Origin of the sequence: Bradyrhizobium sp. S3.2.6, from assembly GCF_040546885.1 — a bacterium.
In the GTDB taxonomy this organism is placed as follows: Bacteria; Pseudomonadota; Alphaproteobacteria; order Rhizobiales; family Xanthobacteraceae; genus Bradyrhizobium; species Bradyrhizobium cytisi.
This window is the reverse complement of record NZ_JBEPOS010000040.1, coordinates 1-25,935: the sequence shown is the minus strand read 5'-3', so window position 1 is coordinate 25,935 and position 25,935 is coordinate 1. Positions and strand designations below refer to the sequence as shown.

17 protein-coding genes and 1 pseudogene are annotated in these 25,935 nt (G+C 58.8%); 5 read left to right on the top strand and 13 right to left on the bottom strand.

All coding sequences use genetic code 11. The features are described from left to right. The first annotated feature begins 43 nt into the window (after positions 1-43). Both ABID58_RS36140 and ABID58_RS36135 read left to right on the top strand, forming a co-directional pair. The gene (locus ABID58_RS36140; protein WP_201266116.1) at positions 44-439 is read left to right on the top strand and encodes a hypothetical protein; all 396 of its coding nucleotides are present in this window, start codon (positions 44-46) and stop codon (positions 437-439) included. Between the two features lie 47 nt (positions 440-486). After that, positions 487-935 (top strand): annotated as a pseudogene (locus tag ABID58_RS36135) (hypothetical protein). Between the two features lie 251 nt (positions 936-1,186). Here ABID58_RS36135 and ABID58_RS36130 read toward each other — a convergent pair. Further along, positions 1,187-2,221: an IS110 family RNA-guided transposase gene (locus ABID58_RS36130; RefSeq protein WP_085398870.1), complete on the bottom strand. Its 1,035-nt coding sequence runs from the start codon at positions 2,219-2,221 to the stop codon at positions 1,187-1,189. 44 nt (positions 2,222-2,265) lie between these two features. Here ABID58_RS36130 and ABID58_RS36125 point away from each other — a divergent pair, with 44 nt between their 5' ends. From ABID58_RS36125 to ABID58_RS36115, 3 genes are all read left to right on the top strand, one after another. Continuing rightward, a complete protein-coding gene (locus ABID58_RS36125) occupies positions 2,266-3,015 on the top strand; it encodes an SOS response-associated peptidase (RefSeq protein WP_502916460.1) in 750 nt (249 codons plus the stop codon). 144 nt (positions 3,016-3,159) lie between these two features. Next, positions 3,160-4,374, top strand: coding sequence for a YuaX family protein (locus ABID58_RS36120; protein ID WP_354037627.1), 1,215 nt, complete (start codon positions 3,160-3,162; stop codon positions 4,372-4,374). Positions 4,375-4,461: 87 nt separating this feature from the next. Further along, positions 4,462-5,418: a hypothetical protein gene (locus ABID58_RS36115; protein ID WP_144030604.1), complete on the top strand. Its 957-nt coding sequence runs from the start codon at positions 4,462-4,464 to the stop codon at positions 5,416-5,418. A gap of 21 nt (positions 5,419-5,439) precedes the next feature. On the opposite strand, the gene ABID58_RS36110 is transcribed toward ABID58_RS36115, so the two are convergent. From ABID58_RS36110 to ABID58_RS36055, 12 genes are all read right to left on the bottom strand, one after another. Next, positions 5,440-5,985: a hypothetical protein gene (locus tag ABID58_RS36110; RefSeq protein WP_085398867.1), complete on the bottom strand. Its 546-nt coding sequence runs from the start codon at positions 5,983-5,985 to the stop codon at positions 5,440-5,442. Between the two features lie 231 nt (positions 5,986-6,216). Continuing rightward, a complete protein-coding gene (locus tag ABID58_RS36105; protein ID WP_354037626.1) occupies positions 6,217-6,855 on the bottom strand; it encodes a hypothetical protein in 639 nt (212 codons plus the stop codon). A 61-nt stretch (positions 6,856-6,916) separates the two neighbouring features. Beyond that, entirely contained in the window at positions 6,917-7,291 is a 375-nt protein-coding gene (locus tag ABID58_RS36100; RefSeq protein WP_245343942.1) for a hypothetical protein, read from the bottom strand. A gap of 165 nt (positions 7,292-7,456) precedes the next feature. Further along, entirely contained in the window at positions 7,457-9,796 is a 2,340-nt protein-coding gene (locus tag ABID58_RS36095; protein WP_245343941.1) for a S8 family peptidase, read from the bottom strand. A 6-nt stretch (positions 9,797-9,802) separates the two neighbouring features. Then, complete coding sequence (locus ABID58_RS36090) at positions 9,803-10,777, bottom strand: AAA family ATPase (protein WP_245343940.1); 975 nt, start codon at positions 10,775-10,777, stop codon at positions 9,803-9,805. 976 nt (positions 10,778-11,753) lie between these two features. Then, positions 11,754-16,757, bottom strand: a complete 5,004-nt coding sequence (locus tag ABID58_RS36085; protein WP_354037625.1) for a PDDEXK-like endonuclease domain-containing protein — start codon at positions 16,755-16,757, stop codon at positions 11,754-11,756. 189 nt (positions 16,758-16,946) lie between these two features. Further along, on the bottom strand, positions 16,947-19,622 hold the full coding sequence (locus ABID58_RS36080) for an AAA family ATPase (protein WP_085401594.1): 2,676 nt from the start codon (positions 19,620-19,622) through the stop codon (positions 16,947-16,949). Next, positions 19,619-20,785 (bottom strand): metallophosphoesterase family protein, encoded by a 1,167-nt coding sequence (locus ABID58_RS36075; protein ID WP_085401593.1) that lies wholly within the window; start codon positions 20,783-20,785, stop codon positions 19,619-19,621. Before ABID58_RS36075 ends, ABID58_RS36080 begins: the two co-directional genes overlap by 4 nt. A gap of 149 nt (positions 20,786-20,934) precedes the next feature. Then, complete coding sequence (locus tag ABID58_RS36070) at positions 20,935-21,120, bottom strand: hypothetical protein (RefSeq protein ID WP_085401592.1); 186 nt, start codon at positions 21,118-21,120, stop codon at positions 20,935-20,937. A 151-nt stretch (positions 21,121-21,271) separates the two neighbouring features. Further along, on the bottom strand, positions 21,272-24,688 hold the full coding sequence (locus ABID58_RS36065) for a UvrD-helicase domain-containing protein (RefSeq protein WP_354037624.1): 3,417 nt from the start codon (positions 24,686-24,688) through the stop codon (positions 21,272-21,274). Beyond that, a complete protein-coding gene (locus ABID58_RS36060; protein ID WP_085401590.1) occupies positions 24,689-25,279 on the bottom strand; it encodes a hypothetical protein in 591 nt (196 codons plus the stop codon). Then, a complete protein-coding gene (locus ABID58_RS36055) occupies positions 25,276-25,779 on the bottom strand; it encodes an RNA polymerase sigma factor (protein WP_354037623.1) in 504 nt (167 codons plus the stop codon). Before ABID58_RS36055 ends, ABID58_RS36060 begins: the two co-directional genes overlap by 4 nt. Positions 25,780-25,935 lie beyond the last annotated feature (156 nt).

Below are 25,935 nucleotides of genomic sequence, written 5' to 3'. Positions count from 1 at the left end.
GGAGCGGACTCGATTTTTGTTCTCTTTATGTTCTAATTCGAAAATGACCGATCGACCCGCGAGCTGGCGCATGCCGACCCCGAAGCAGATGGAGAAACTGGCCGCTGAAGCGGCCCGCAGGCCGAGCCCTTCCGCTGCGGCTACGGATGCGCCCCTCCCGGCCGAATACTGGGACTCGGTCCTCAAAGACCCTCGCGCCGGCACGACCGGGACCCAGATGCGGCAGCGACGTCTTTCGGAAATCCAGCGCCACGTCCTGCGCGTCTCCTGCCGCCGCTGCGAGCGAACCGTAGAAATCCAGACCGTCGATGCAGTCCGACTATATGGCGGCAACGCGGTCTGGAAGGACGTCGCGCAGCGGCTGCTCGACAACACCTGCCAGCAACGCACCGGCAGACATGAAGAAGACGGGTGCTGGCCGGCGTTCGAGACGCCGTAGCTCGCTTCCATATCGCCGATCCGATCTCTTTGCCGCTGGATGTCCGGATGGCCCCGAAGTATCACCCCACGCCGCTGTCGGGCGGCGATCGCAAGGCTCTGGCGAAAGAGCTCGGCAAGGCGCGGGCAATGGCCAATATCCTGGCCGCTCAATCGGCGGAGACGCGGGCCAAGGGCGAGGCGATGATCCAGCAAGCTGACAGGCTCCTTTGCGAAAGCTGGAACGAACGCATGTGGTCAGACGGAGAACCGATTGATCCGTCACCGACGATCGACCAAGCCGTAAATGGAGGCTTCCTTTGGCTGGAGATCCAGTGCGCGCGCTGCAAGACGCCGAGTGAGTCGACCTCGCGGCGATGAAGCATCCGCCGACCACCTTCGTGCACGATCTCGCCAGCCGGCTGCGCTGTCGCAAATGCGCCAAGGCGGGCCGGCGTCCATCCGCGACTCTGCTACAATTGGCCTGGCAGCCGCGCCACCCTCGGATCGAAGCCTGACCGATGTGCAACCTCTTGTCTGATTGCGGTTGCTGGCACAAGGGTTCAGCTCGTTACCGACAGCCTGCGAGGCTCGCTCTTGTCTACGAGGTCGACGTTCATAGCCGCCTCACGATGGTAGTCCGAAGATCGGGAGCTGCTATCTATTAGGCGCGTGCTGCAGGCACAGAGGTTGCAGCGCAGTCACCCCGACCTCGTCCTCGCAGGACGTCGTCCCGCCTTTTCGGCGGATCCGCTGAATTGCTAATTGATCATGCGGTCGCCTCCTCGCGGGTCCATCGGAACTCGCTTCCATCTGCCCAGATCCGATGCATCACGATCGCTAATTTTCGTGCGACTGCTACGACCGCTCGGCGAAGGCCGCGTCGCTTGGCCACCCTTACACCCCAAGCTTTCAATGCGGACCAACGCTTGGTGCGGGTTAGAAGTGCAAGCGCGGCCTGATAAAGTATGGTCCTGAGCATCACATCGCCACACCTCGAAATAGCGCCATTCCGATCGGTTTCCCCAGATGCGTATTTGCGTGGCGTAAGGCCAAGATGCGCGCCAACATCGCGGGAGCGTTGAAAGCGATCCGGGTCATCAATGGTTGTTAGAAACGTGATTGCCGTCAGTGCACCTACGCCCGGTATCGTCATGAGCCGCTGACATGTCGGTTCGCGGCGTACTATTTCAAGTACCATCTTGTGCAGGACGCCGTACTGTTCACGCAGCGCGGCTCGAGCCACAAGCATTGGGCGCAGCATCGCCGCGAGTCGTGGATGGCCATCTGTGAGTTCATTAGTCTGCTGCTCAAACGTCGCTTGAGGTATACGACCAGATAGCTTTAAGCCGAAGACGCGTAAGACGCCGCGAATTTCGTTCTCGATATCGATCTGCTTGATCAAAAGCGTCTTGCGATTGTTGAGAAGCATTCGTAGCTCCTGGCTCACGTCACCCTTGATATGAACAACGGTGTACCAGCCGACCCGCATTACCTGTGCAATGGCGCGAGCGTCGTTTCGATCGGTCTTAATCGGCATCGTCTTAGTCACGCCACGCAGTCTTCGGGGATCGATGCAGACTGCGTGTAAGCCGGCAGCACGCAGTTCGCTGTACAGCCAACGAGCGAGACCACCAATCTCAATCCCGATCTTGACAATGGGCAATCCGCTTTCGTTGAGCCAGGCAACAATAGCCTCCGGTTCCGAAAGTGCCTTGCCCTCGCGAATGACGACGCCATTCTCGTCCACAACACAGATAGCCGTCTCCTTTAGCGAAACATCCAGACCGACATAGTGCTTCATGTTCCCGCTCCTGCTGCCACCGGCTCGCCGGCTTCCCTTCCAGGCTGAGCCTTTCGAGCAGCAACCGCAATCACCCCATCTACTCGATCACGACCAACCAGGCCGCCATCAGCGCGCTGTTCCGCGTCGTGAATCGATACGTTGGCAATCTGGCGCCGATGCCGGGGGTGTTTCCCGATTACAAGGCACCGATCGTGCGCAACGGGACCGAGGGCCGCGAGCTCGCTACGGCGCGCTGGGGAATGCCGTCGTCGTCAAAAGCGCTGATGGACGCCACCAAGAAACGAGCCGAAAAGCTGCAGGCCAAGGGCAACCCCGTCGATTTCAAGGAACTGCTGCGGATGGAGCCGGACGGCGGCACGACGAACATCCGCAACGTGAAGAGTAAGCACTGGACGAGATGGCTAGGAGCCGAAAACCGCTGTGTGGTCCCGTTCAACTCATTCAGCGAGTTTAACAACACCGAGGGCGGTGATATATGGTTCGCGCTCGATGAGACCCGGCCCCTCGCCTGCTTCGCCGGCATCTGGGCCACCTGGACGTCCGTCCGGAAGGTCAAGGAAGGCGAGACCACCAACGACCTCTACGCGTTCCTCACGACAGAGCCGAATGCCGAGGTCGGCGCCATCCACCCCAAGGCGATGCCGGTGATCCTGACGACGCCGGACGAAGCGGAGGCCTGGATGACGGCCCCTCTGGACGAGGCCTTGAAGCTGCAGCGGCCGCTCTCGGACGGTTCGCTCAAAATCGTCGTCCGCGGCGTCAAGGAAGATCCGGCCGGGCCGGCGGCGTGACCGACGAAGACGACGATCAGAGGAGGGCCCGTCCCGCCAGCGTAAGATCATCCAGGGACATCAAACCTTCACTTGCTCAGTTGCTGATGTCTCCCTTCAATATCGAGATCAGGTCATGCTGCGGCGTGATTCGCAGGAGCATCCATGGGGTTCAAGATCAAAGGACTAGATGATCTTCAGCGCGAGATGACGCTTCTCGGCCAGTTCGCCGAAGCGCTCGACGGCAAGCTCACGACCGTCAACTTTGATCCTCATGATCAAACAAGCGTCGAGCGCGCCATCGCCGACATGAAACTGGCGATTGACCAAAAGGTGAGCGGCTTTCGGAGCAGCACCATGGTCGATAACCTCGTGGCTGAGCTCAAGCAGAAATATGAAGAAGACATTCTAGCGCGTGCTGCAGCGGCGAGACTGACGGACGGAGACAATACGGTGGGCGGAAACGTGGACCAAGGCATCTTCAGGCAGATCGAAAACACCGTGAACGACCTGCGCTCAGCCGAATTCAATACGTTCGACCGGCACATCAAAAAGCTGTCGCGCCTGCTTCATTCGGAAACGCTCGAACCGATTTCGAGCGCTCTGATTGCGGATGTCGATCTTGATGCCTGGATCAGGTCAGGAGAAGCGACACAAGGCGGCACGGTCGGTAGCGCCACGCTGGAATGGCCGAGCGATCCGCAGAAAGAGCTCGGCCTGGTCATCCTCCTGATCGACAGATTCGCCCAAATCCCTGACGCGGCCATGGATTTTTCGCATACGTTTTACTATGCCGGGAACAAGCTGACGGCCAATGTGCAGAACATGGCCGCACAGATGATCGTGCCGTTTGCGCGGGATTACATCGAGCACGTCAAGACGGCCACGGGTACGACAGAAGCCACTATGCTGCCGGTCCGCTCTGGTCCGGCTGCACGCAAGGTCTTCATCGTCCACGGCCACGATGAGGGCGCGCGCGAGTCCGTCGCCCGATTTCTTGAACAGCTCGGGTTCGAGGCGATCATTCTGCACGAACAGGCCAACCAAGGCCGCACCATCATTGAGAAGATTGAAGCACACGGAGAAGTCGGATTTGCCGTCATCCTGCTGACGCCAGATGACATCGGCGGCATGAAGAACAGCGATGATCTTCAGCCCCGCGCGCGTCAGAACGTCTTGCTCGAACTGGGGTATTTCATCGGCCGCCTTGGACGAGCACGCGTCTGCGCGCTCAAGCGCGGCGATATCGAAGTGCCCTCCGACTTTGGAGGCGTTGTCTATGAACCGTTCGATGCCGGCGGGGCGTGGAAACAGGCCCTAAGCCGTGAGTTGCAGGCCGCCGGATTCGATATCGATTGGAATATCGCGATGAAGAGATGATAGATCGCGGTTGCTTATTCGGGTGCAACATCGACGACCACGTCTTCCTGTAGGTCGATTCAACCGTGACGCTATATGCTGGCCCCGATGACCGAAGACAATGAGACGCCGCTATCGCAATGCGATGTTCCGCCTGAGCGAAGACCGGCTCTGGAGTCTTATCGTGGCAAGCGCAGGGTATGGCTGAGCTGGATAGATACGGACGAACATCACGCGATCTGGCAGACCCTATCTGCAATGGTGTGGACGGATGTCTCATTCCGGACGCTGACGCAATTCGCCATCGATGATGAGGCCAGCTGCCTTGGCAATTCACTGGTTGCCGAGGCCATCATAAACGGCCACGTCGCGACGCAAGTGCTGGCCATACGCCGTCTCGTCGATAGCCGCTCCGATGTTATTTCCCTGCGCTGCCTCATTAAGGATGTGCGGCGAAATTTCAATCTGTTCACGCGGGAAAACTACGTCTGCCACGACGGGCTACCCTACGACTATGCAGCGGTCCAACACAACGAAATGCTGGAGCGCGTGGGCTCCGATGCGTTTTGGGGCCATACATCGGGTCCAAAGGCGTGGGGAACCTCGCAAATGGCCCACGAACAATTCGACAGACTGTCAGGCATTGCGTCGACCAACCGTAACCGCGAGGATCGATTGCCGTTAGCCCTCATCGATACGGTTGAAGGCTGGCTGAACAATAGCGGCGCGGACGAACTCGCGAAATGGAGCCATGCGTATCTTGCCCACGCCGGCACACCGCAGAAGCGTGAAGAAGTGGCTCATCTGCTGGTTACAACGAATAGGATAACCAACGCGATTAACGCGCTGGCGCGCGTTACCGAAGCGGTATCCGCTTATATTCTGTTCGCGAGCGGGCGGTTGAACGGCCTGATGCCAACCGCACAGTTCGATCAGTTTGAAAAACTCGATCAACCGGTCATGCGCGCCGATCGCGTAGACCAGGCCCACATCCTCTGGAATAAGCTCAGCTCAGAAAGCGATTCCTGCCTTGAGAATGTCGGCCGCGATCTGATCCGGACCTAAGCGGGTGCCTGATCCCGCAAGTCAGGGGCTGGGCACGGTTATGCTATGCGCGAACTGCGCCAGATCTGCGGGGCGCGCAAAGTTTTCGGTCAGGAACTGGAGTACCCTCACATTGAGCTTTAGCGCCCAGTCACACACCGGATCGGTAAAGGCCTTGTCCTCGTCGCGCGGCACACCCTCCAGCTTCACATCGAGCTGGATATGCACTTTGTTACGGTACTCACGCAATTTATCCAACTCGTCGTAGATGTCGGCACCGGCCTTATCGAGAATCTTGTATTTCTTCATCACGTCGATGATCGCCTTGAAGCGTTCGACTTTCTTACCCTCGATTTCCGCTCGGTCCTCCTCGGAAATGTTCGGCACACCCTCGCGGTTGAAATTCTGCGCACGGTAAATGATCTCCCAGAGCGCCGCTTCGGTAATTGCACCCGCCTGCAAGAGCATCAGCTTGTTGAATGTGCTGCCGGACTCCGCGAGCTTGCAGAGCAGGCCGGCGTTGTAGACCATGTTGTCGCCGACCTTGAAGTCGCCAATAAAGCGGCAGCTGATTGTCTCGGTTTTCATGGATATCTCCTTAGCACAGGATGCGTCAGCTTTGTAGCCAGCCGGGCTCTACTCGCTTGCGCTCACTGCGCAAGCCGTTGCTGGCCACGCCGGAACGTTGTCGCGGCCATAAGGTGACGATCCCTCGCGCCAGGCTTAGCAAGGAGCCAGTCGAGATGGGGCGGTTCTACGGGCCTCCACCGCGAGCATGCGCGCGCTTGCTATATAGTGACGCTAGCGCGGCGATCCAAGCTATTCGTAGGGCAATTCGCCGAAGAGACCGATCATGAGGTCACCGTCGAGTTGCGCAAACGGAATATCGACGTAGTGATCGGGGTGCCGTGGTTTGGCTCTGCCGTCATTCGGTCCGTTCCTGGTGTGCCCGCGCACCTGCTCGCCGCTTTCCTTGATATAAGGCAAAATGACCAATCGCCCGTGGTTGATCGAGCGGATTGTGCCTTCCTTCCACAAGGTGCTTCCCTCGGACTCTTTGGTGGACGTGGTCTGTTTGACCTGCCAACCGATGCCGCCATCTTCTTCGTACCAGAAGACGATGCCGTTCGAGACCAGCACCTTTTGACCATTGGCCAACGCTTCCGCCAGCATACGCTGCACGCTTGCGAGTTGCAGCAGCAGGTTGGAGCGGGGCAACAAGATCTGACGAATCTTGGCCTTGGTCTTTCCCCAATGGTCGTCGGCGCTGTAGCCGAAGCCGTTGGCGATTCGTGCTCGCATGGCCTTTGCCGCGGATCCCTCACCGGCGATGTAAGGCTTGGACCATTTATTGTCGTGCGAGAGGTAAAGAATGGAACGGTGCCAACTGCGATTCGTCTCCCGGACCGTCACGATCACGACCGTCAGATAGGGCATGTCGGAAAGCTGTTCGCTCAATTGCTGACGGAAAGGAGCCGACTCCGCAGGCAGCACGATTGCGGAAGGGTCTGGTCGCGGATCATTGGCGTGCCGGCCGGCGTGCCTCGGCGAGCATAAGCTCCTCTTCGTCGCGAAGGCGCTCTTCGGATTGCAGGTTCTTCGCGACCTTAAGCTGGAGCGAACGTTTCCTCACGGAATCCATCTCGCGCGCTGCGAGCGCGTCGTGGAGCGTCTGATTGAGCGTGGCGGCAGCGGATAGTGCGGTCTCGCGATCCGGATAGACGTCGCCGCGCACGCGTCCATTGTCGGTCGGCACCCTGCGGTCACGCCAGACCGGAGCCTTTTCACCCTGCTCCACCAGTTCCTGCATCAGCCAGTTGTCGAACAGTGGGCGATAGTGCGGCCACACCGCCAGTGCGGCATCAAAATCTCGGGCGTTGTCTCCCCATTTCATCGCATGCCCTCGAGATCAATCAGCTTTAGTTCGCCCGGCTCGGTCGGGTCTGCGACACGGCGTTGGTGGAAGTGAAGCGCGGCGCGGCGAAATAGGATCGGACCGACGTCGGTATCGCATAAGGATCCGTGACGAAGGTGGCAAACGACTCATTCCACTCGCTGCTCAACCTTGGAGCCGGACACGAGCGCGCAGCCGCTCATACAATTGCACTTCTGCTTGATGGGTCAGCTCCACCACGATTGCAAAGCGTTGTTGCGTTTCAAACGTTCCCGCCCAGCCGCCATCGCAACGCACGATTAGATAATAATTGTCGCCATAGGCTTCGGTGCCACGCGTAAACGTTACGCTCGCAGTTTGCAGAGTTCCGCGTTCACGCTCCCGCGGGCCCGGCTTCAGGTCGCAGTCGAAACGATTATCGATATCCGGCTGACGCCCCTCCTCCTGGGTTCTCCGTCGGAAGTGCTCGAAGATCAGATCGGGACCACATCCTCGCACGAGACGAAAATTCATGCCAATTCCGGCATAGTCGGCGCGGGTGTGACGAACTGGGGGATCGAAGGCAAGCGTCACGCGGATGCTGCGACGACCGCCACTCTGGAACAGCTCGGGAATCGGCAACTGATAGACCGCAAAGTGGTCGAGCGCCAATTCATCCTCGGCGTACAGCACGACACGATGATCATCCGAATATGCTGCTCGCCCTGAATCAACTGCGCCATGGCCGCAGATTGAACGCATGGCATCGTCACCGAGGGTTTGAAGCCTGAGCTGGGCCTCATCCGGAATGCGCGCCGCGCCTGCAAGCAACGCACGGACAAGGTTTGCAGATGCGCGGGGAAAGCGCGCAAGAATCTGAGCGGCTTTGTGGGCAACGCGAGGGGCCGCATAGGACGTGCCAGACCCCGCCGTAAACAACCGGTCAAGAAACAGATGATGGAGCGTGAGAACACCGGCGGTCGGCAAGTCTTCGCCCAGCCGCAGCCGCCCTACTGCGGGATCGAATACCATTGTGCCACCGACATCGACTAGATCCGGCTTGATGGAGCCGCCGATGCCGGGCCCTATCCTCGTAAAGGGCGCAGGCTCGAACGCACGCGTAATGGGTCGGATGTGAACGTGCTCGACAAGATCGGGCCCAAGACCCTCGCCGTGCGCCAACGCGCCGACCGTGAGAACGTTCATGGCGCCCGCAGGCTCACACAGACGGTTGGTCGGCTCGAGCAGATAGCCGGGATACTCCGTGACGGCTTGTTCCAGGCGGTTGCCGCTGCGGGGCGCGCGATTGCCGGCCGACACGATGATGACGGAATCGAGTTCGCGGGCGAGTTCATCGAGCGTCGCGGCCCAAGGCCCAACCTTGCCTCCGTCATAGGTGCGCTTGGGATCACCGAGCGCGACGACAAATAGCCGACAACCGAAACGCTGATTGAGAGTGGTCAGGGCTTCGCGCATCTGGGAGGGAACAAGACGACGCTCGTCGAACTGACCACGTTCGTTCACGACCTTGGCCGAAGCAATGCGCCCCGCACGTACCAACGCACCAACAGCAATCTGATTTCGCAGATCGCCAAATAGCGACACGCCGGCAACGCGCGTGCCGTGACCCCAATCGTCGGCCGTGCCGAGCCTTTCCGGCACGCCGATCGCACCGACGATGGCACCCGCCAGCAACGGATGATCGTTGACGCCGCTGTCGATGATACCAATGACCGGCTCGTCGTTGCCAAGATCGTCCATCTCCGGCAAATCGGCGATCGTCAGCTCAAACGCCTCGCCGGTGGCGATATCAGGTTCAGGCGGCAGATCGAGATCGGCGACGTCTTCGACCGTGAGAAGCGTTTGTATCACGCTGCCCGACATGCGCGCGCGCAGCATCGTAATCGATGGGCCAACATAGCGGTCAAGCACTTCGCCGCCCCGCGCATCAATGTACTCGGCAATTTGCTCAAGCTTTCGAGTACGGAGTTCACGCCGGCCAATGTCCCATAGCTCGAGATCGAGGACGAAGATTCGGTCCGCATCGAAGTTCTCGGGCACCGTCAGGCCTTCTTCGCGCAATCGCAGCCCAATACGGTCGCGGGGCCCAACGGCGCCGATCTCTTCGATGCGGGTGATGAAGCCGTTGTAGGACGGGGCGGCTTGTCCTGGCGGGGTTCCCTGCGCATAGGCTTGCAGGCGATCACGGAAACTCTGCAGATCGTCATTCGATGCGAAGAGGATCAGGGTTTTGTCTTCATCGCTGGCGAGAAGTGTCAGTCCAAGCCGCTCCCAGTCTTCCTCCATCGTCATTCCGGTCATGCGGACGCGCAAAATGAGCGACGGGTCGATGAACTCCGGGCGGCGACGGCGTTGCTGCTCTGCGATCGCGGTGTCGAGCTCAGCGCGAAGCTTCCGGCTATGTCCGCCGACGTCTCGTTGAGGGGCAGCACCTCCTCCCCCATGCTTCCGCCGTTCGAGACGCTCGGGAAGCCGCAGGAGCTGGAGGTGGTCGTAGCGCGGCACGCCGGGTTAGTCTTCCAAATGCTGCAGGCGTGCGGTGCCGGATCGCCGTCGGATCTCATCGGCGACAGCGTGACGGAAGTCCAGTTCACGGACTTCTTTGCGGCGCTCGATCACTGCGGCCTTGATCGCTTGCACACAAATGCGTTCAATCTCGGCGAAAGAATAGCCTTCCAGCGAACCGACGTGGGACGTCGGATCGAAAGCTGTTTTGATATTCTTGAATTTCAGCGCCAAGAAATGCTCGGTCATCTCCCGGTCAGGCTTTTCGAACCAGATGACCTCGTCGAAGCGACGCCAGACCGCAGGGTCGAGAGACTGGTCGAGATTGGTCGCCGCGACCAAAAAGCCCTTCGGCTTGATCCGGTCGATGAAGATCAAAAGGCTGTTGACCACGCGCCGCAGCTCGTTGTGCTCGCTCGTATCGTCACGCGAGCGCGCCAGGGCATCGAATTCGTCTAGAAAAAGGACGCAGGGCTGCTTGCGCGCGAACTCGAAAATCTTGCGAACGTTGGTCGCGGTTTCGCCGAGATAAGACGAGATCAGGCGGTCGATCTTGACGACGAACAACGGAAGCCCGAGCTCACCCGCGAAGATCTCGGTACAAAGAGTCTTTCCGCAGCCCGGAGGTCCACAGAACAGGAGCTTCGATCGCACCGGCAGTCCGCTGCGGCGGATGTCATCGGCGCGGCGAAATTCCTGGATTAGTCCGGAAAAAATCCGGATGTTGGCCTTGCTGAGAACGATGTCGTTCTTGGTATGCTCCGGCTCGACGCGCTCGACGAAGTCGTTGGCCGCATCCGGGAACGGAATGAGTGGCGCCAGCGCCCGCGGGGGTGGCGCGCGATTCGAGGCATGGTCGAGCGTCTGGCGGAGCGACCGCGCCAGAACGCGGTTGTTCTTCTGCTCCTCCTCCAGAATGATCTGTTCGGCGACCGCCCGGAACTCGTCGTCCCGGCCGTAACTCGCCAACAGCTTTTTCATCAACTCGCCGCGAGCCATTAGCGGTCCACTCATCTATTCTGGCGACAAACATAGTTTGGATCGTCGGTGCCCACCATGCCTTTCAGCCGTTAAAGTCACGTCAACCACAGCCAGGTTCAGGCACCAACGGCGGCGGTTCGGCCGGGCGGCCCTAGCGAGCCCCCGACGATCCGAGTCCTGACGCGGCAAGTACAGATGCTTATACAATGAGTCCGCGCCAATTGCGAACAAAACAGGAATGAACGATCGTCAGCTCGGGCCGTCGGGGATTGGAATTCGTGTGCCCGCCCCCCTTGATTGGGCGCGGAGCTGGATTGGGCTGAGTGAAGGCTGCCATAGACCTCGTTCAGTTTTCGCGACACCATCACTAATTGCTTCGCGAGGTCCGGAGCTTGGCGCGGCTGGCTAAAGCCAGAGAACCATTGCCTCGTGCTGGCGAACAGCTTTGCCGAGTACCTGACGCAGTGAAGATCGTCATGCGCGGGCCCGAAGACAAGGCGGCGGCATAGGCGGCCTTGGTACACGTCGATCCAACGCCAATTGACGGCCGAAGCGCAGCGGAAGCGGAAAGGATGGCACCCGCTTTCGGGGCAGTGATAGCGACGCCGGAACGGCGGGCCACGACAGCGAGTGCAGTTGCGAGACCGGTTAACAAGGCACCCGCGCGACGGGCAGTGATAGCGATCGCCGCGAAACGACGAGCCCTTCGCGCGAGTGCCTCCTGCGAGCAACACTTAAATGAGCGCGAGGATTGAATCCGAAAGGCCGAGACTTTCCGGGCTCGGTTCACGAAAGCCGGTTCGGTTCGCCGGATGAGCTCAGACCAGAACGCAGTCTACTCCGGACTCGCCGCGTAGCAAGGATCGACAAACATCCGGTGATGCTTGCCCTTGATCTCATCGAGAGAATAGCCGCCTCGACCGGGAATTCGCCGGGTCTCGTTTTAATACGACAAGACCGACGCGAGAAATGTCCGCTAAGCTGCCTGAGCCGATACGGTCTCCAATGAAACAAACAGAACACCGCGTTCTTTTTCGCCTGCCTGATAGGTTAACTCATCTCCTGGCGAGCCCTGCGACAGCGCCTGTCCAAGTGGCGAGGACAACATCAGATAGCCATTGATCGGATCATCCGCGATATCGCTTATTGTGAGAAATTCCGGGCGCGACGGTTCCACGTCGAGATACCGGATGACGACGCGGTCGCCCGGAGCTAATCGGTACTCCGGTTCAGCGTCATTCGATGTGGGACCGAGTTCATCTCGCAAGGCTGCTACCGAGATCGTCCCGTCTACCTGCGTCGCTGCAAAATCGCCTGACCTTTCTGCAGCAGGCGAAATGACGCGATGCTCGGAATAGCTTCGATTGACCGGTTCGAGTCCGATCGGCCTAATCTGCATACGATCGAGCGTCTGAATTAGGTCGTCCATAACGCCTTGCTGATCGATCTGGTAATTGGAACCGAAGCAGCGCCAAAAGCTCCAACCTACGCGCTCCAGGATGCGCTGCCGGCGCATGTCGTCCGCCCAACGCTCCGGGCCGTGATACCTGTCGCCGTCGCATTCGACGGCAAGGCGCCTTCCCCCTTCTCCCTCGACTACCATATCGATGGAAAACCCCACAGATCCCACTTGCGGAATAACGCGGTATCCCCGTTCGACAAGTGCCATAAACACAGTCCGCTCGAATTCAGACTGGCAGAGATCAATGAGGTCCAAGCTAGGATTAACGACGTTTGGCATCGGCTCGCGGAAGTGTCCGATCACCTTTGATTTCAGATCTTTTGGATTTAGCTCTTCCTCTTTCACGGACCGCACAAGCACCATCCGATCCCGTGCCCGCGACAATGCTACATTGAATCGCTGTTGATACTGAATGGATGTCTGCGACTGTTTGCGGGCACGATCGGCAATCATTGAAATGAAGACGATGTCGCGCTCGTCTCCCTGGAGGGATGCACTGTCGCCGCACACAACGCGATGACGCATCATGGCGGTTTCGCCGATGCGCTCCATCAAAAGTTTCTGAACATGCAGAGCCTGATCGGCACCGACAAGGGATATCACTCCGATTGACCGCGCCGGACCTTCGACCCTCGACGCTTGCTCGACGATCGTGGCAATCTCCTCGACGATGACCTCTGCCTCGCGCGGGTTAACCTTGGATTTTCCTCGACGCTGCCCATCCTCAACGTAGATATCGACCAACGGCGGGTCCAACCGCTCGCTCGGCTTTGGAATACGAAGCGGCACCAAGTCTTGATTATAAAACTGCATCGAAAAACGTATGATGGGCTCCACGCATCGAAAATGCTCCTTAAGCATCACGAACTTCGCCGGAAACATCACGCGTGCAAGATCATAAATCGAAGCCCCTGGTTCAACTTCTGCGCGGAAAGGAAATTCGCTAAGGAAGTTCTGTCGCAGACGCGCGATGTTCGCGATCGACAGGAAAGCCGAGCTGGGACTGATCTGGCGGTCGTCACCGACAACAAGCACCTTTTTGCCACGTAAGAGCGCTGGCAATTCGCGCGCATCGGACTGCGACGCTTCATCCAGGATCACGAGATCAAAACTGGCAAGCGTGGCAGGCAACTGCTCGGAGACGCGCCAAGTAGGCATAATCCAGCAAGGTACCGCCTCGTAGCAATTTTCCATCGCCAGACGTGCGTTCTGACGATGCAGTACGGCCCTTTGCCCGGTCCCGGCTCCCAAACGCCGGATAATGTTGGCAAAACCTTGAAGGGCGGATTTGGCGGATCCCTTCATTGTAGCAGCAAGATTGAAGAAGGTTCTTTCCTTCACGAGCGTGGCGAACCCGTCGCGAAGAGCCTCTTCTATTTCCAACCGCTCCTGGTGCAACTGGGCCAGATGACTGCTGGCCCCGATCTTTTCGAGGTAGGTCAGCCGTGCCGCCCACTCCCATGCTTCCCGCCAGTCGCTGGGGGCCGCTGGATCTGTCGCTTCGCTGGCAGGCTCGCTTCTTAGGCATTCAGCCCATGCTGGCACTCCCGCTTTCGAAAGCTCGCCACAGGTGTAAATTATGCGATCGAAGAAAGGCGCTAACGCGCGAACATGTCCCAACTTGGAGAGGATACCTTGCCATACGCGGGTCAGTCGCTCGATATCCGCGTTCGGCTTTCCAACCAGTTCGGTCAAGATTTGCCGTGCGAAGCCCGCAAGATCGGTATTGCTGCCGTCGAACTGTGCGACGGCTTCTGCCACGTTTTTCGCGACAGCCGCCAGCCTTACCGACGATACGTGACGTGATAATGCTTGAGAGAAGGCAGCAGTCGCGGCGGGATGCCGCAAAATCGCGCTGGCCTCGTCGCGATTTCCGAGGACCGCCGATAATTGCTCCGACATTTCGGCTACTTGGCCGGGTACGTCAGTCAGGCAGGCATGGAGCGTGTCGGACAGTGTATCGAGCAGGAATAGCGACTCTACTGCAAAGGAGAGATCGTTTGGCGCTGATAGCTCTACTTTGAGCGTCTCCCAACGGACCGAAAGGCTCGTCACGTCACCGCAGAACTCGATGAATTGCCGGACGTGCTGCCAATCGTTTGGCACACTAGGCCGCAGACCCGCAACTCGCACCGCTTCAAAAATGGGTTGATGGCTCTTGGTACCGAAGGCCATCATTCCAAACGGGTTCTTACCGGCGCTGAGGGTTGCCAGAATTTGAAAGAGCTGCTTCGCAGGTGGCAATTCCTTTGGAAGCTGGACTGGCTTTGCAAGAAACGGCGCGCGCTGCGCGACCAGGTCGTGTGCGTCGGCTAAAAATGCGCGGGCGAGAGGTTCCAGTCGGCCGGCCATTGCCGTTTGACCGAGGATCGCCTCGGTCAACGCCCAGGCCCAGGACTGGTCCAGCAGGGCAGATATACTGGACGCGAGATACCGCAGCCTCTCGCTCAGTACAGCGGCTTTGTCGATGCCGAGCGTTGCAATTACACGCCGGGTTAGCGGTTCGGAAGCGGTGCTTTCAGCCGTCAGGTCTTGTGCGGCAATCAAATCGAGATGCCAGGCGCGGACGATCTCGGGATCGGGCATGTTGGCTGGGCTGGGAAGTTGTTCCCCGAGATACTTAAGGTCGCCTTTGACCGTCCTGCGCGCCGTGAAAAGTGCGTCGATCTCGGCGGAGGTCATGCCCGTATCAGAAAACGGCCGCACGGGCCGATCCGAGAACCACGCGTAACGCGCCTTGTCCTCAATCACCCTTTTGGCGGCCTCGAAAGGCAGTTCGGTAGAGCCAGGTATCGGCGAGAGATGTTGGGTCGCAATCTTTGCAAGTCGTACATCAATTTCGGCAAGGTGATTTCTGTCCGCAACAATCTTGGACTCAAGGTCTCGAATAATCTTCACCTGCCGCGAGCGGTTCATGTCGATCGTGTTGACTACCCCGAGCATAAGGCCGATAGCCTTCTCGACCTGCTTCATCCCCTCGCGTTCGGATGTTGTCACACTGATCGCAAGGTCGCGTACACCCTCGGGCAATTGATCTTGGATTACCCGTAGCGCCGTCTCCCCATGCGAAACGACAAGGACACGCCGCCCTGTCGCCAGCATGTGGCTAATGATGTTCGCGATGGTGTGCGTTTTTCCGGTGCCTGGCGGCCCCTGAACCACGAGCCCATCCGACTTCTCCAGGCGGCGAATGATTTCAACTTGCTCGTCGTTGAAAGGCTTGGGAAAGAACAGGTCGCCGTGATCCGGGTCAACCGGCCCCTCGTCCGCATCCAGTTGAACATCGCCAGCCGCGCCCAAGCGGTCTCCCAACGGCTTGAACGTGTCGTCAATACCGTCGGTCGGCCCCAAGACCAGCGTCCGAACCGCACCTTCAATCCTAATCGGATTACCGTCCTCCGAAGACACTTCCTTTTTGAGACGTTCGATATCACGCAGAACCGAATTGTTCGACCGGCGGCGCGCGTAGAGCACGTATCGGTCGCTCACCGTCAGATATTCTCCCTCGGGCTCCGGAACCGGCTCAGATTCCGGCAGCGGACGGTGATCGGGAAGAAACCGGCCTTCGGGGTCAAGCTGGCCACCGCAAATCTTGAGAATGGGCTCAAACGTTTCCGCGCGAAACGGAGAGATTCCTTCACTATCCGGCCCATCCAAGGAGCGAAGGCACCGCCGCGCCGCATCTTCCGCCAGTACAAATCTTGCGCCGGCGAGCTTTTCGAACGGCCGGAGTTCGACACGCGTCACGCCGCCGCGCGGGCGAACGGTGATGTCGGCATTGCCGGTCTCGGCGATTTCAATTTCAACTCCGCATTCAATCATTGGAAGGTCGATGAGCTCGGAAAGGTGCTTCCATCGCGCTAGACCGATACCCCACACCAACTCGATCGATTCACTGCCGCCAGATTGGAGTAATCGCTGTGCAATCTCGAAGAGCCGCTGATAAACGGCGATGGATCGCCTTCGCGGCTTCTCTACCTCGGACCAAAGCGACCAGGGGCCGGCACAGTATCGTTCAAGGGTGTCGCGAAGCGCGGGCCGATCTTCCAGACGCAACATAACATCGTAGAATTTCTGGTTGGGAGTATCTGATTTCTCCGTTTTCAGTGATGGGACGCAATCTTGCGGACGTGCTTCGCCGATCGCTATTAGCCGCTGCTGTTCAGCCTCAGGCACGCGGACATGGAGTGGATCATGTATAATCGGAACGCGAAGCGGATCGTTAGAGACGTCGATCCACTCCTTGCCGCCTTCGTCGAACGCCGGCGGCGTCGTGCGCTGCAGGCGTTGAACCCGCAACCAGATCGGGCCATCAGCGTCACTCGTATCGCACTGAATGGCGGGAAGTCCTGCGATTTCGTGTTGGTGAAGAGCGAACTGGGATCCATCGGCGAGTTTGTGCTGCGACAGTCGCGTCGCAACGCGCTCATCCAGCTTGACGAGCGCCTCGACGTAATCAAGCAAGCCCGTCAACCGCCGTGCGGCCAGTTCGTCTTCTACATTTACTTTGGCGGGCACGGCGAGCGGGACCCCTAAAAATGGACAGCTTTAGAGCGAATGGTTGCGGATTTTAAGCGCCCCTTCAACTGGTATAATCGTAGCACCACAGCTCTCGCGAGGTCATTTTGCCCCGTTAACTATCCACCTTCCGCATACCTCCCGCAAACAGCCGACGCCATTCAGTTGGCACCGGGCACAACCCAAACCTCACGCCGCCTCCCGAATTTCCAACGGGGCAGCACCAAGCCGGGTGAAAAGCCGCTTTCGGCAGGTCAGAACGATAATCTGCACTTTGTCGCCAGCGCGCATCAGGACATCGAACATGCTTTCAATGCGGTCGTCGTCTGAAAACGCGAGCGCGTCATCGAGGATGACCGTGGCCGGCCGGCCCTGCCCAAGCAGCAGCTCGGCGAACGCCAACCGCGTGAGGACGGCAAGCTGCTCCTTCGTACCGCCGCTCAGTACATCGAAATCCTCGCGTTGTCCGGCACGTTGAATCGCGGCGATACGCAAATCCTCGTCGAGAACAATATTGGCTCCTGGCAGGAGCATTTTCAGGTAGGGCTCTACACGGCTGATAACCGGCGTGAGATAGCGGGTCTTTGCCTCACCTTCGGCTGCTTCTAACGTCTCCGAAAGGAGCTTTAGTACAGCCGCCTCCTTCTCAAATTCGGCTACGGCGCTCGTGAGGCGATCACGTTCAGCCTCAGCGGCAAGAAGCATTTCTTCGACGCCAGCGCCTTCGTTAGCCTCGATCAGCGCGGTAAGGCGTGTCACCTCAATCCCGAGATTTGCGGCCGACCGCTGGTGGTTGGCGGCGGCGCCTTCGAGCCGCTTAATTCGGGCGTCGATAGCCTCCACTGTTTCGCCCTGACCGCGCAGCTTCTCTGCCAACAGCTCATCCCTCGCAACGGCATCACGTTCAAGGCTCTCCGCGCTTGCGGTGAGCTGCTCGTCGCTGGCGCCGGCACGTCCAGCTGCTAGGTCCGCCTTCTTGGTCTCGATCGTGCCGTTCAACCCAGCAAGGCGTTCGCGCGCGCTCAGGAGTTTTTTGTCGGCCTGGGCAAGAGCGTCCTGAGGCCCTGCCAATTCAGCCTCAGCTGTCTCGATTTCGGCAGCAAACCGCGCGCCTTCTGCATGATTATTGGCAATGTCGCTTGTCAAATCATCTTCGCCGGGAATTTCCGCAAGTCCGCACTTTTCCATCTCAACTCTGAGCCGGCCGCGCAACTCGCCCAAATGGCCCTTGAGAGCTTCCAGCCCGGCCGCCAGCTTCTTGGTCCGATTTCCGGGAGCAAGATTTGCCAGCTCCTTGCCGACGTCTGCCGAACGCCGCAGATATTCCTTACGCTGGGCCGCCGCCGTGCGCGCGGCGGCTAGATCCATGACGCCTGCAGTCTCCAAAGCGGCTTTCACTTCCTCATGGGCCGCGTCCCAGCGTGCGACCAAGGCAGCGCGGTCTTTGATTTGAGGCTCTACCGTAATCGCGCCCACGTCTTGAATGGTGATTACTGTCTTGCCAAGGATTGGGAGCGATGTTGCGGATGCATCGAGCGCTTTGCCGTCTAAGGCAACATTCGGCAGCGCGCTCTCCTCCAGGGCGAATGAAACGGTGGTCGCAACCGCGTTCGCGGCTGCATCTGCGGCCGATAGCTCCGTAACGGCCTCCTCGATCCTCGTTACGGCGGCATCGGTCGTCGCGATGGCGCCGATCAATTCCGAAAGCTTCCCCGCCTCGCACTCAAGCGAAGCAGCCTTATCGAGGGTCAGCTGGTGCTGGATGATTTCCGCATTCAGCGAGACAATGGCACGGATACGCTCAAGATTCCGCGCTCGTTCGGCGTTCCGGCTTGTTTTACTGCGAAGTTCGGAGAGCTTGGCTTCGCCGGTATCGACGGAGGCATGGGCGTCGGCCTTCGCGGCAACAGCGCCGGCGCTTGCCGCATTCAGATCGCTGAGTTGCAATTCGAGCGATTCCAGTTCTGCAACGGCTTTGGCGCGATCATCAACCGATCTCCGGGCTTGTGTTGCGCGTTCGCCCGCGAGCTTGGCCGCGTCCGTCGCACTTCGAAGTTCGGCAGCGTGCGTCGCGGCAACCGTGCGCTTAGTCCGTTCTGCCTCGACCTCCCTGCGGTGCGCCGCGTCGTCCCAGCTATCCGTTTCCTGCTTAAGCTCGCGCTTATTTCGCGCAAGATCTTCCATCAACTGAAACACGGACTGCCGCTTCGCTTCAAGGTCGGCCGTCTCCTGCTTGCTCTCGGCAAGCCGATCCATTGCGTCCTTGAACTTCCCGCGCGGTCCTTTCGAACTCCGTAGCGTTTCAAGGGCGTCCTTGATGGCTTTCGGAATTTTCTGGCCTCGCGCTCCACCTGTCACAAGGCCTACCTGCGCTTCCAGGCAGCCTTGCATGGTGCGCTGGCCATGCTCGTCAAGCGCCGCATCGCCGAAGGATTGCCCCTGCTGAACCCAAAGCGTTCCCCAGATACCAGGCTCGCCGCCGCTGCGACTGCCGGCAAAGCCGAGAAGGCGCTGCAATTCAGCCTCCGCTGCGTCGTCCTCGAACAGCCGGCCATCCGAACAGGTCAAGGTTGACTTACCAGCTTGTCCCGCGAAGCGCTTGTGAATGGTCCAGCTCTTGCCGTCGACGTCAAAGGCGAGCTTCACTTCGGGTACAGTGCCGTTGACGAAGTGACGAAACGCCTTGACGTGCGCAGCCGTCGACTTGGCCTTTTCGAAGATGGCGCCGTTGATGGCTTTCAGCAGGGTCGATTTGCCCAACTCGTTTCGCCCCACCAAGACATTGACGTTGTCGCTGATGTTGTCGACGCGGAAGGTTCCGACAAATTTGCAGAAGTTGGTAAGCTCAATCGATCGGATCTTCATGACCGTGTCCCCTGACGAAGGTGCTCGATGTAAAGACGCTTGAGAGCAAGGGCGGCAAGCGCCGCCTGGCCTTGATCGGACAAGACCGCCGCCATGGCCTTGAGGCGGTCTGCTGCCACACGTACAAAGCCGGCGTGATCGATCTCATCGAGATCCTTGTCGGTCGGATTGAGAACAAGGCCGGCCTCGTCAAAGCGCAGGCCGCGAAGCGCAGCGCCGACGCTCCGGAGGATTTGTTCCTCAAATTTCTTCCGGCCGGCGAGAGACACCGCGCCCGTAACCCGGAGATCGACGACAATTTTGCTGAGGTCCGAATCGAGCGCACGAAGCTCGCTTTCGAGCAAATCCACTTGTGCATCTTCGGTCAGCACCTTCTCGACCCTGTGCCATTGATAGCGGCCTGTCGGGATCGGCGAGACCACCGGCAATGCATTTGAACCTTTGACCTCGACAAGAAGCGCCGAACCGCCGTTGCAGTGCGAGGACACGGGATTTGGCGGAAGCTTGAACTGATCGGCCTCGGGCGTGCCACTATACCAGCAACGGTCGTTCACCCGCATCTGCCGATGCCAGTCACCCATCGCAAGGTAGGACAGGCCCGCGCTGTCCGCGCGGCTTGGCGCCACGTAGTTGCTGGCTTCACCCTCTGATCCAAAGCCTTGAATGGAGCCGTGCGCCATGCCGATACGGATCGCGCCTTCCGGCGTGGCCTCCTTATCCATATAGGCCGTGAGATCGTCCGCGCTCGATGTGAAACGAAGGGGCGCAGGCAACACAAAGACAGGAGCGCCACCTTCGTCCGCGATCTGCACCGCACCCGCCTGCGTATGCACGGTCACATTCGAGGGGAGCTGCATGCGGACAATCCGATCCCACAGTCCGTTTTCACGGAAGTGATCGTGGTTTCCAGGCATAAGATGCCATTGAACGCTTTTGAACGCGCGCATGTTCTCAATGGCCCGTGCCAGGGTCTGTTGAGACATCTGTTGTTTTTCGTAAATGTCGCCGGAAATGAGGACCGCCGTCGCGCCGGATTTAACCGCAGCTTCCCCAAGGGTCCGAACGACGGCCTGACGCGCATCCTGCAGGGCGCTCGCAACCTCCGGCTCGAAATAACCAAAAACCTTGCCGATCTGGAGATCGGATGAATGGATGAATTTCATAGTAGACGCCCTTCCCCTTAATTCTAGAGTAGAGAGCAATGCGCTCCTCGCCTAGCGGGAAGCCCAGTTATGCCCATTTCGTTTTGTTGTTCTGCGAACCGGTTCTTCTCAGTGAAAGGGTGAACGCCCGCCGAAGCGGGCGTCCAGGCTTAGGCGTATTGGCTGAGCACCCAGGTGACGGCTTTGCCGTCGTAGGGTGGCATCCGGTTGCCCTTCGCGATGGGTGCGGTCGTGCTCGGCGAGCCGTCGACCTTCCAAACACCGCTCTCCGGGCATACTTCTCCGGTGCGGGCCTTCGTGCCAATCGGGGCACGTTTTGCTGTAGCAGTACTCATGTCTTACTTTCCTTATAGGTTGGCAGGTCGTCCCGGCTAGGCACGCCTTGACAGGCCCGGCGGCCACTAGATCCGCCGTAAGGCATGGCCCTGCGCCTGCCTTCAAAGGGTCAATCGATGGGAAGAAGGCCGACCGGTAAGTCCGTCGGGGCTACAAGGAAAAGTTTTTTTCGAGTACGCCGTCGGGCACGGGGCCACAGATGAAAAAAGCAGGGCACCGGGCACAGGTACGCGCGGATTCTTTCCGTGGAAGCAGCCCGGCGCGGATTTCAGCGATAAAGTCCTCGGCGGTCGCACGCCGATTGTTTAAGACTCGGTCCGTCATGGTTACGGCGCCAATCGCGCCGTCACCGAGATGGACGAACTCAACGGTACATCCCGGAAAGGCCTCGTACGCTGCGAGCGTAAAGACGCCCGCCGAAATGTTCTCAAAATCCTTGGAGCCGGCATGGCCGGTCCGGATCGCCCGAATATGCTTCCGGCCGTTCGGTGCCGTAAGCACCTCGTCGGGACGCACAATGACCTCACTGGCGCCAACGCGAAAGCGCATCTCGGTGGGTATGGCGCGGGCGTAGCCAGTGCGGGAAGATACAAAGAAATCAATCAATTGCTTGGCAATTCGACGATAGTCTTCTGAATAACCATGGTCCGTGAGCCGCCGAGAATCCCATGCCTCAGTAAGGCGAGCATCAAGCTCAGCGGCGGACGGCGTGAGGGTTGGATCCGCAGTCAACCATTCGACGAGCGACCGAACGGCATTGTGCATCTGCATGAACGGGGTTTCGGTTCGCCTTCCGCCGATCTCAAGAATATGCGTATAGAAGAAACGGCGAGGACACCGCTGGAACAAGGCGAGCTGGTGATCCGTGAGCACAATCCCAGTTGGGAAACTGAGGTGAACGGGAGCGGCATCTGCATCTGGGGGAACGGCCTGGCGCGGGTGAAGGTGCCCGCTGACCATTGTCGACCCGAGCCGAGCCAGAAACTCGGAAGGATCGCGCCGCCGCCCGTTCTTAGCCTTGGTCGGCGAATACAGAAGAAGGCGGTCCCTCGCCCGGGACATCGCAACAAAGAATAAGCACTCTTGTTCTTCGACGTGACCCTTCCTCAGAATATCGACGGCGGTGCCCGACAAACCTTCAATCATGCCATCCGGAGGTATGCACCCGCGCATCTGGTTTGGCGAACGTGGAATTGTATCAGCATTCATACCCGGAAGGTGGACAGCGCGAAACTCCAGGCCCTTACTCCCGTGAATCGTCATGACACGGAGAGCATCGATGCTCTGTGCAGCCGACGGCAGCTCCCGGAGATCCCGCTCATCAGCGAGCAATACAAGTCGGCGTATCTTGTCGAGAAGACGCGAAATCGGAAGCCCGGCTGCCGCCGGCTGTGCCCGGACAAAATTCATGAATTGCCAGATCGCTACACCCCGCGCACGGACCGCGACATCGTCAGAACTCGCAATAGCAGCCGCAAACCGCGTGCGATCGAGGAGAATCGTCGATACCACCTGCCAAGGGGGCGACGCACGGCCGAACCCGTTCAGAACATCTCGCAGCCGCGTCAACGCAGGGGTCGCATCTGCGGAGACGCTGCTCAACGGTGCACCTTCCCTCAGCCAAGCGAGCGGCTCACCCTCATATTCCCTTAAGTGGGCGATAACCGCTGCGGTAGCCGCCAACGAAAGCCGGAATTCCGGTATTGTTCCCACACGCGCAAGGCCCATCGCGCGGCGGTCGATCAGCAACGAGAGTAGAGAGAGCAGCTGTTGGATTTCGTCTCGCTCAAAGAGACTGCCAAGGAACAGCAACGGGATTCCCATGCTCTCCAGCTCGGCCGCCATTCGTCCAAGGCGCTCATTACCTGTACAGAGCAGGGCTTGGTCTCGATAGGAAATCCCTGCAGCCCGCTGAGTTTCGATGGCTTCGGCAATGGCCGCGACTTCGTCCGAAGCCATGTCGACGGCGGAGTACTTCGGTTTCACACCGGACGGACCGCGCTCCGCCTTCAATTTCACGTCTGCGCCCGCCGCCGCCTTCATGCCATGCTCCGCAAACGCGACAAACGCGCTCACGATCTCTTCGGTCGACCGGTAGTTCACTTTGAGGCGGCCGGTTTGACCACCTGGGAAATCCTTAGTGGCAAACCGCGCAATATTGACAGACGACGCGCCCCGGAAGCGATAAATGGACTGCTTGGCATCGCCGACGACCCAGAGGTTTGTCCCGTCCCCGCACAGAGCTTTAAGGAGGCGCACACTGGCCCGATTCACGTCTTGAAATTCATCAACCAGAACATAGTGATGGCGAGTGCGGAGTTGCGCACGCACCTCCTCATCCGTTTCAATCAGTCCTACCGGCAGCGCGACGAGGTCGCCGAAATCAAGGCACTGACGCTCAATTTTCAACGCTTCGTATGCTGCATAAACCTTGGCGACCTCCTGACATTTTTCAGCCGCCTCTCTCGTCTCACCGGCTGCTGCAGTTTCCCACATGGCATCGGCAAGCTCGGCGTAACGCTCCGGTGGTGTTACCTCATCTTTCGCACGCGAAATCGCAGCGAGGATGTCGCTTAGCGCAAGCGACGGGTCCCACACATCGCGATAGTGCTTCAGATCCAGGCGCGGAAACTGATCGGCCAGCTCGTCGATCGCTTCCGTACGATCCATCAGCCTAGGATTCGCGGGAAGTTTAAGGCGCTCGTGAAAACGACGGATAATGTCTAGGCCGAATGAGTGAAATGTACCGATCCACATTGCGGCGGCGGCTGCAGGGATTCGGGCCGCCAAACGATCTGAGAGTTCACCGGCCGCTTTGTTGGAGAAGGTCAGCACAAGGATCTGGTCTGCAGGAATCTTCTTATGCTTGAGTAGCCATTCCACCCGACCTACTAAGGTTTGCGTCTTTCCCGTACCAGGACCGGCCTCAAGCAAGTAAGGTGAACCCCAATGTTCGGCCGCAAAACGTTGCTCGGGGTTGAGCGACTTCTCCGCATGGACGTCCGTATCTAAGCGAACGGGAGGAAGTAGAAGGGCATCTAGTAACTGCTGTGCCACAACATCGAAGGGCGCACCGAGCCGCTGCGCAATGGCCGTTGCCGTCAACTTTTCATCGAGATGAAGTTTGCGCACAACGGATCGGGGCAAGAGCAGCTCTCGCCCGAACAGGTCCATTTGGACCTCGCGGCGTTCGCGGCGGCCATAGTCAATAACCCGATCGACACCAATGGGCGCCGCCTCCGCCGGGCGCATCGGGCTCACCTCATAAGAGAGCGTGCTCTCTCCAGCCCCGCCGAATTCAACGTGCCCGATCTCATGCGCGACAAGAAACGCATTCATAAAATCATTGCCGGCATCTTCGTGCAGAATGGTCAGTCCGCCTGGGTCGTATGAAGCACGCGCGCCGCGTAAGCGCGCATCCCCCGTCGGAAGCTTCTCGACGGCAATCGACCGGCGAAGAGCTTCGGCACAGGCGAAGGCGTAAGGCTGCCAGGGATTGGCTCCCTTTTGCGCGGCCGCAAGATGCAGCCGTTCGGCTGTCTGGCGTGTGATTTCGATCGTGTCCATCTAGGTAGACGACATGAAAATATCGTCTTTCTCCTCGGAGGTGACACCTGAGTTAATGAGGAGTCGCTCGAATTCGATCTTGGCGGGAGCTTCGGGCTTCCCGTCCGACTTATAACTCGCCCCGGGAGCCACAGTCGTGGGTTGATCGAGATATTCAAGAAGGGCTTCGGTCGTTGAACGGGTCGCTATGGCTAGCCGCTTTAGGAAGGGTTTGGGAATTGATGTCGCAATGACGATCCGGTCCCTTAGTGCAATCAGGATAGAACGGCGAATACGAAGCTCGGTCGCTAAGGCAACAAAGGAAGGCCCCTGAAACAGTGTAAAGGGATTCTCGACTAAGCGGGGACGTTCAGCGCGGGGCGGCGTGGCAGTAAACGCATCCCATGCCTTTTGTGCTGCAGATTCATCATCTGTGGTATGAACGATGCCTTCCGAAGAGAGCCTAAGCTCGCTCAAGAGATCAACCAAATCGGTCGCGTATTGCGGATAACGCGAAAGATAGCGCTCAAGAGTTGCTTTATCGTGAGAAGGCTCGACGGCAAACGCCAACAACACATGCTCAAGAAGGGAGTCTGTATCTGCTGTGCTCATGCGTCTTCCTCCGTTTCGAGAGCCTTCCGAATCGCTGCATACGCTCGGTCGCGGCGGTTCCGGGCAGTCTTTTCCGTGCAACCGAGGAATCGGACGATCGTAGGAATGTTGGGTTCCTGAGAATCTATCTGGATTCCGCGTAGCAATAGCTCGATCACGCGGCGCTGATTGTCCGGTAATGATTCAATCGCGGCGTAAAGCCGCGACCGGTAAACAGGATCGTCAAGTTTTGACTCGGATACTGGATTCTGGGCTGCCGCTGCTTTCTCCACCTCAGCATTGAGTTCACTGGTTTCATCGTCATAGCCAATGGATTCCGAGCGCTTTTCTTCTCTTAAGGCCTTTTTTCGACCGTCCAGACGAAGGGTAGCCAAAGCGGCATCAAAATTTACTTCGTAATAATCGAGCCGCTCATCATACCCGGCCCGGTCCTGGACAAGCATCGCCTGAAATCGATCGACCACATACTCGTTGATCGCTATGTTCCGCTGCGAAACCAATGACTTACCCTCACCGCCCCCCTTTATGGCCGGGTTCGGTAATCGAGTGAGGACTCGTCGCCTTAGGGCCCGTCCATAAATAACTCAGTCAATTCGTTTTGGACGATGATTTTTTCGATGAGGTGAAATCGTATAGTTCCAGTCGCCATGGAACGA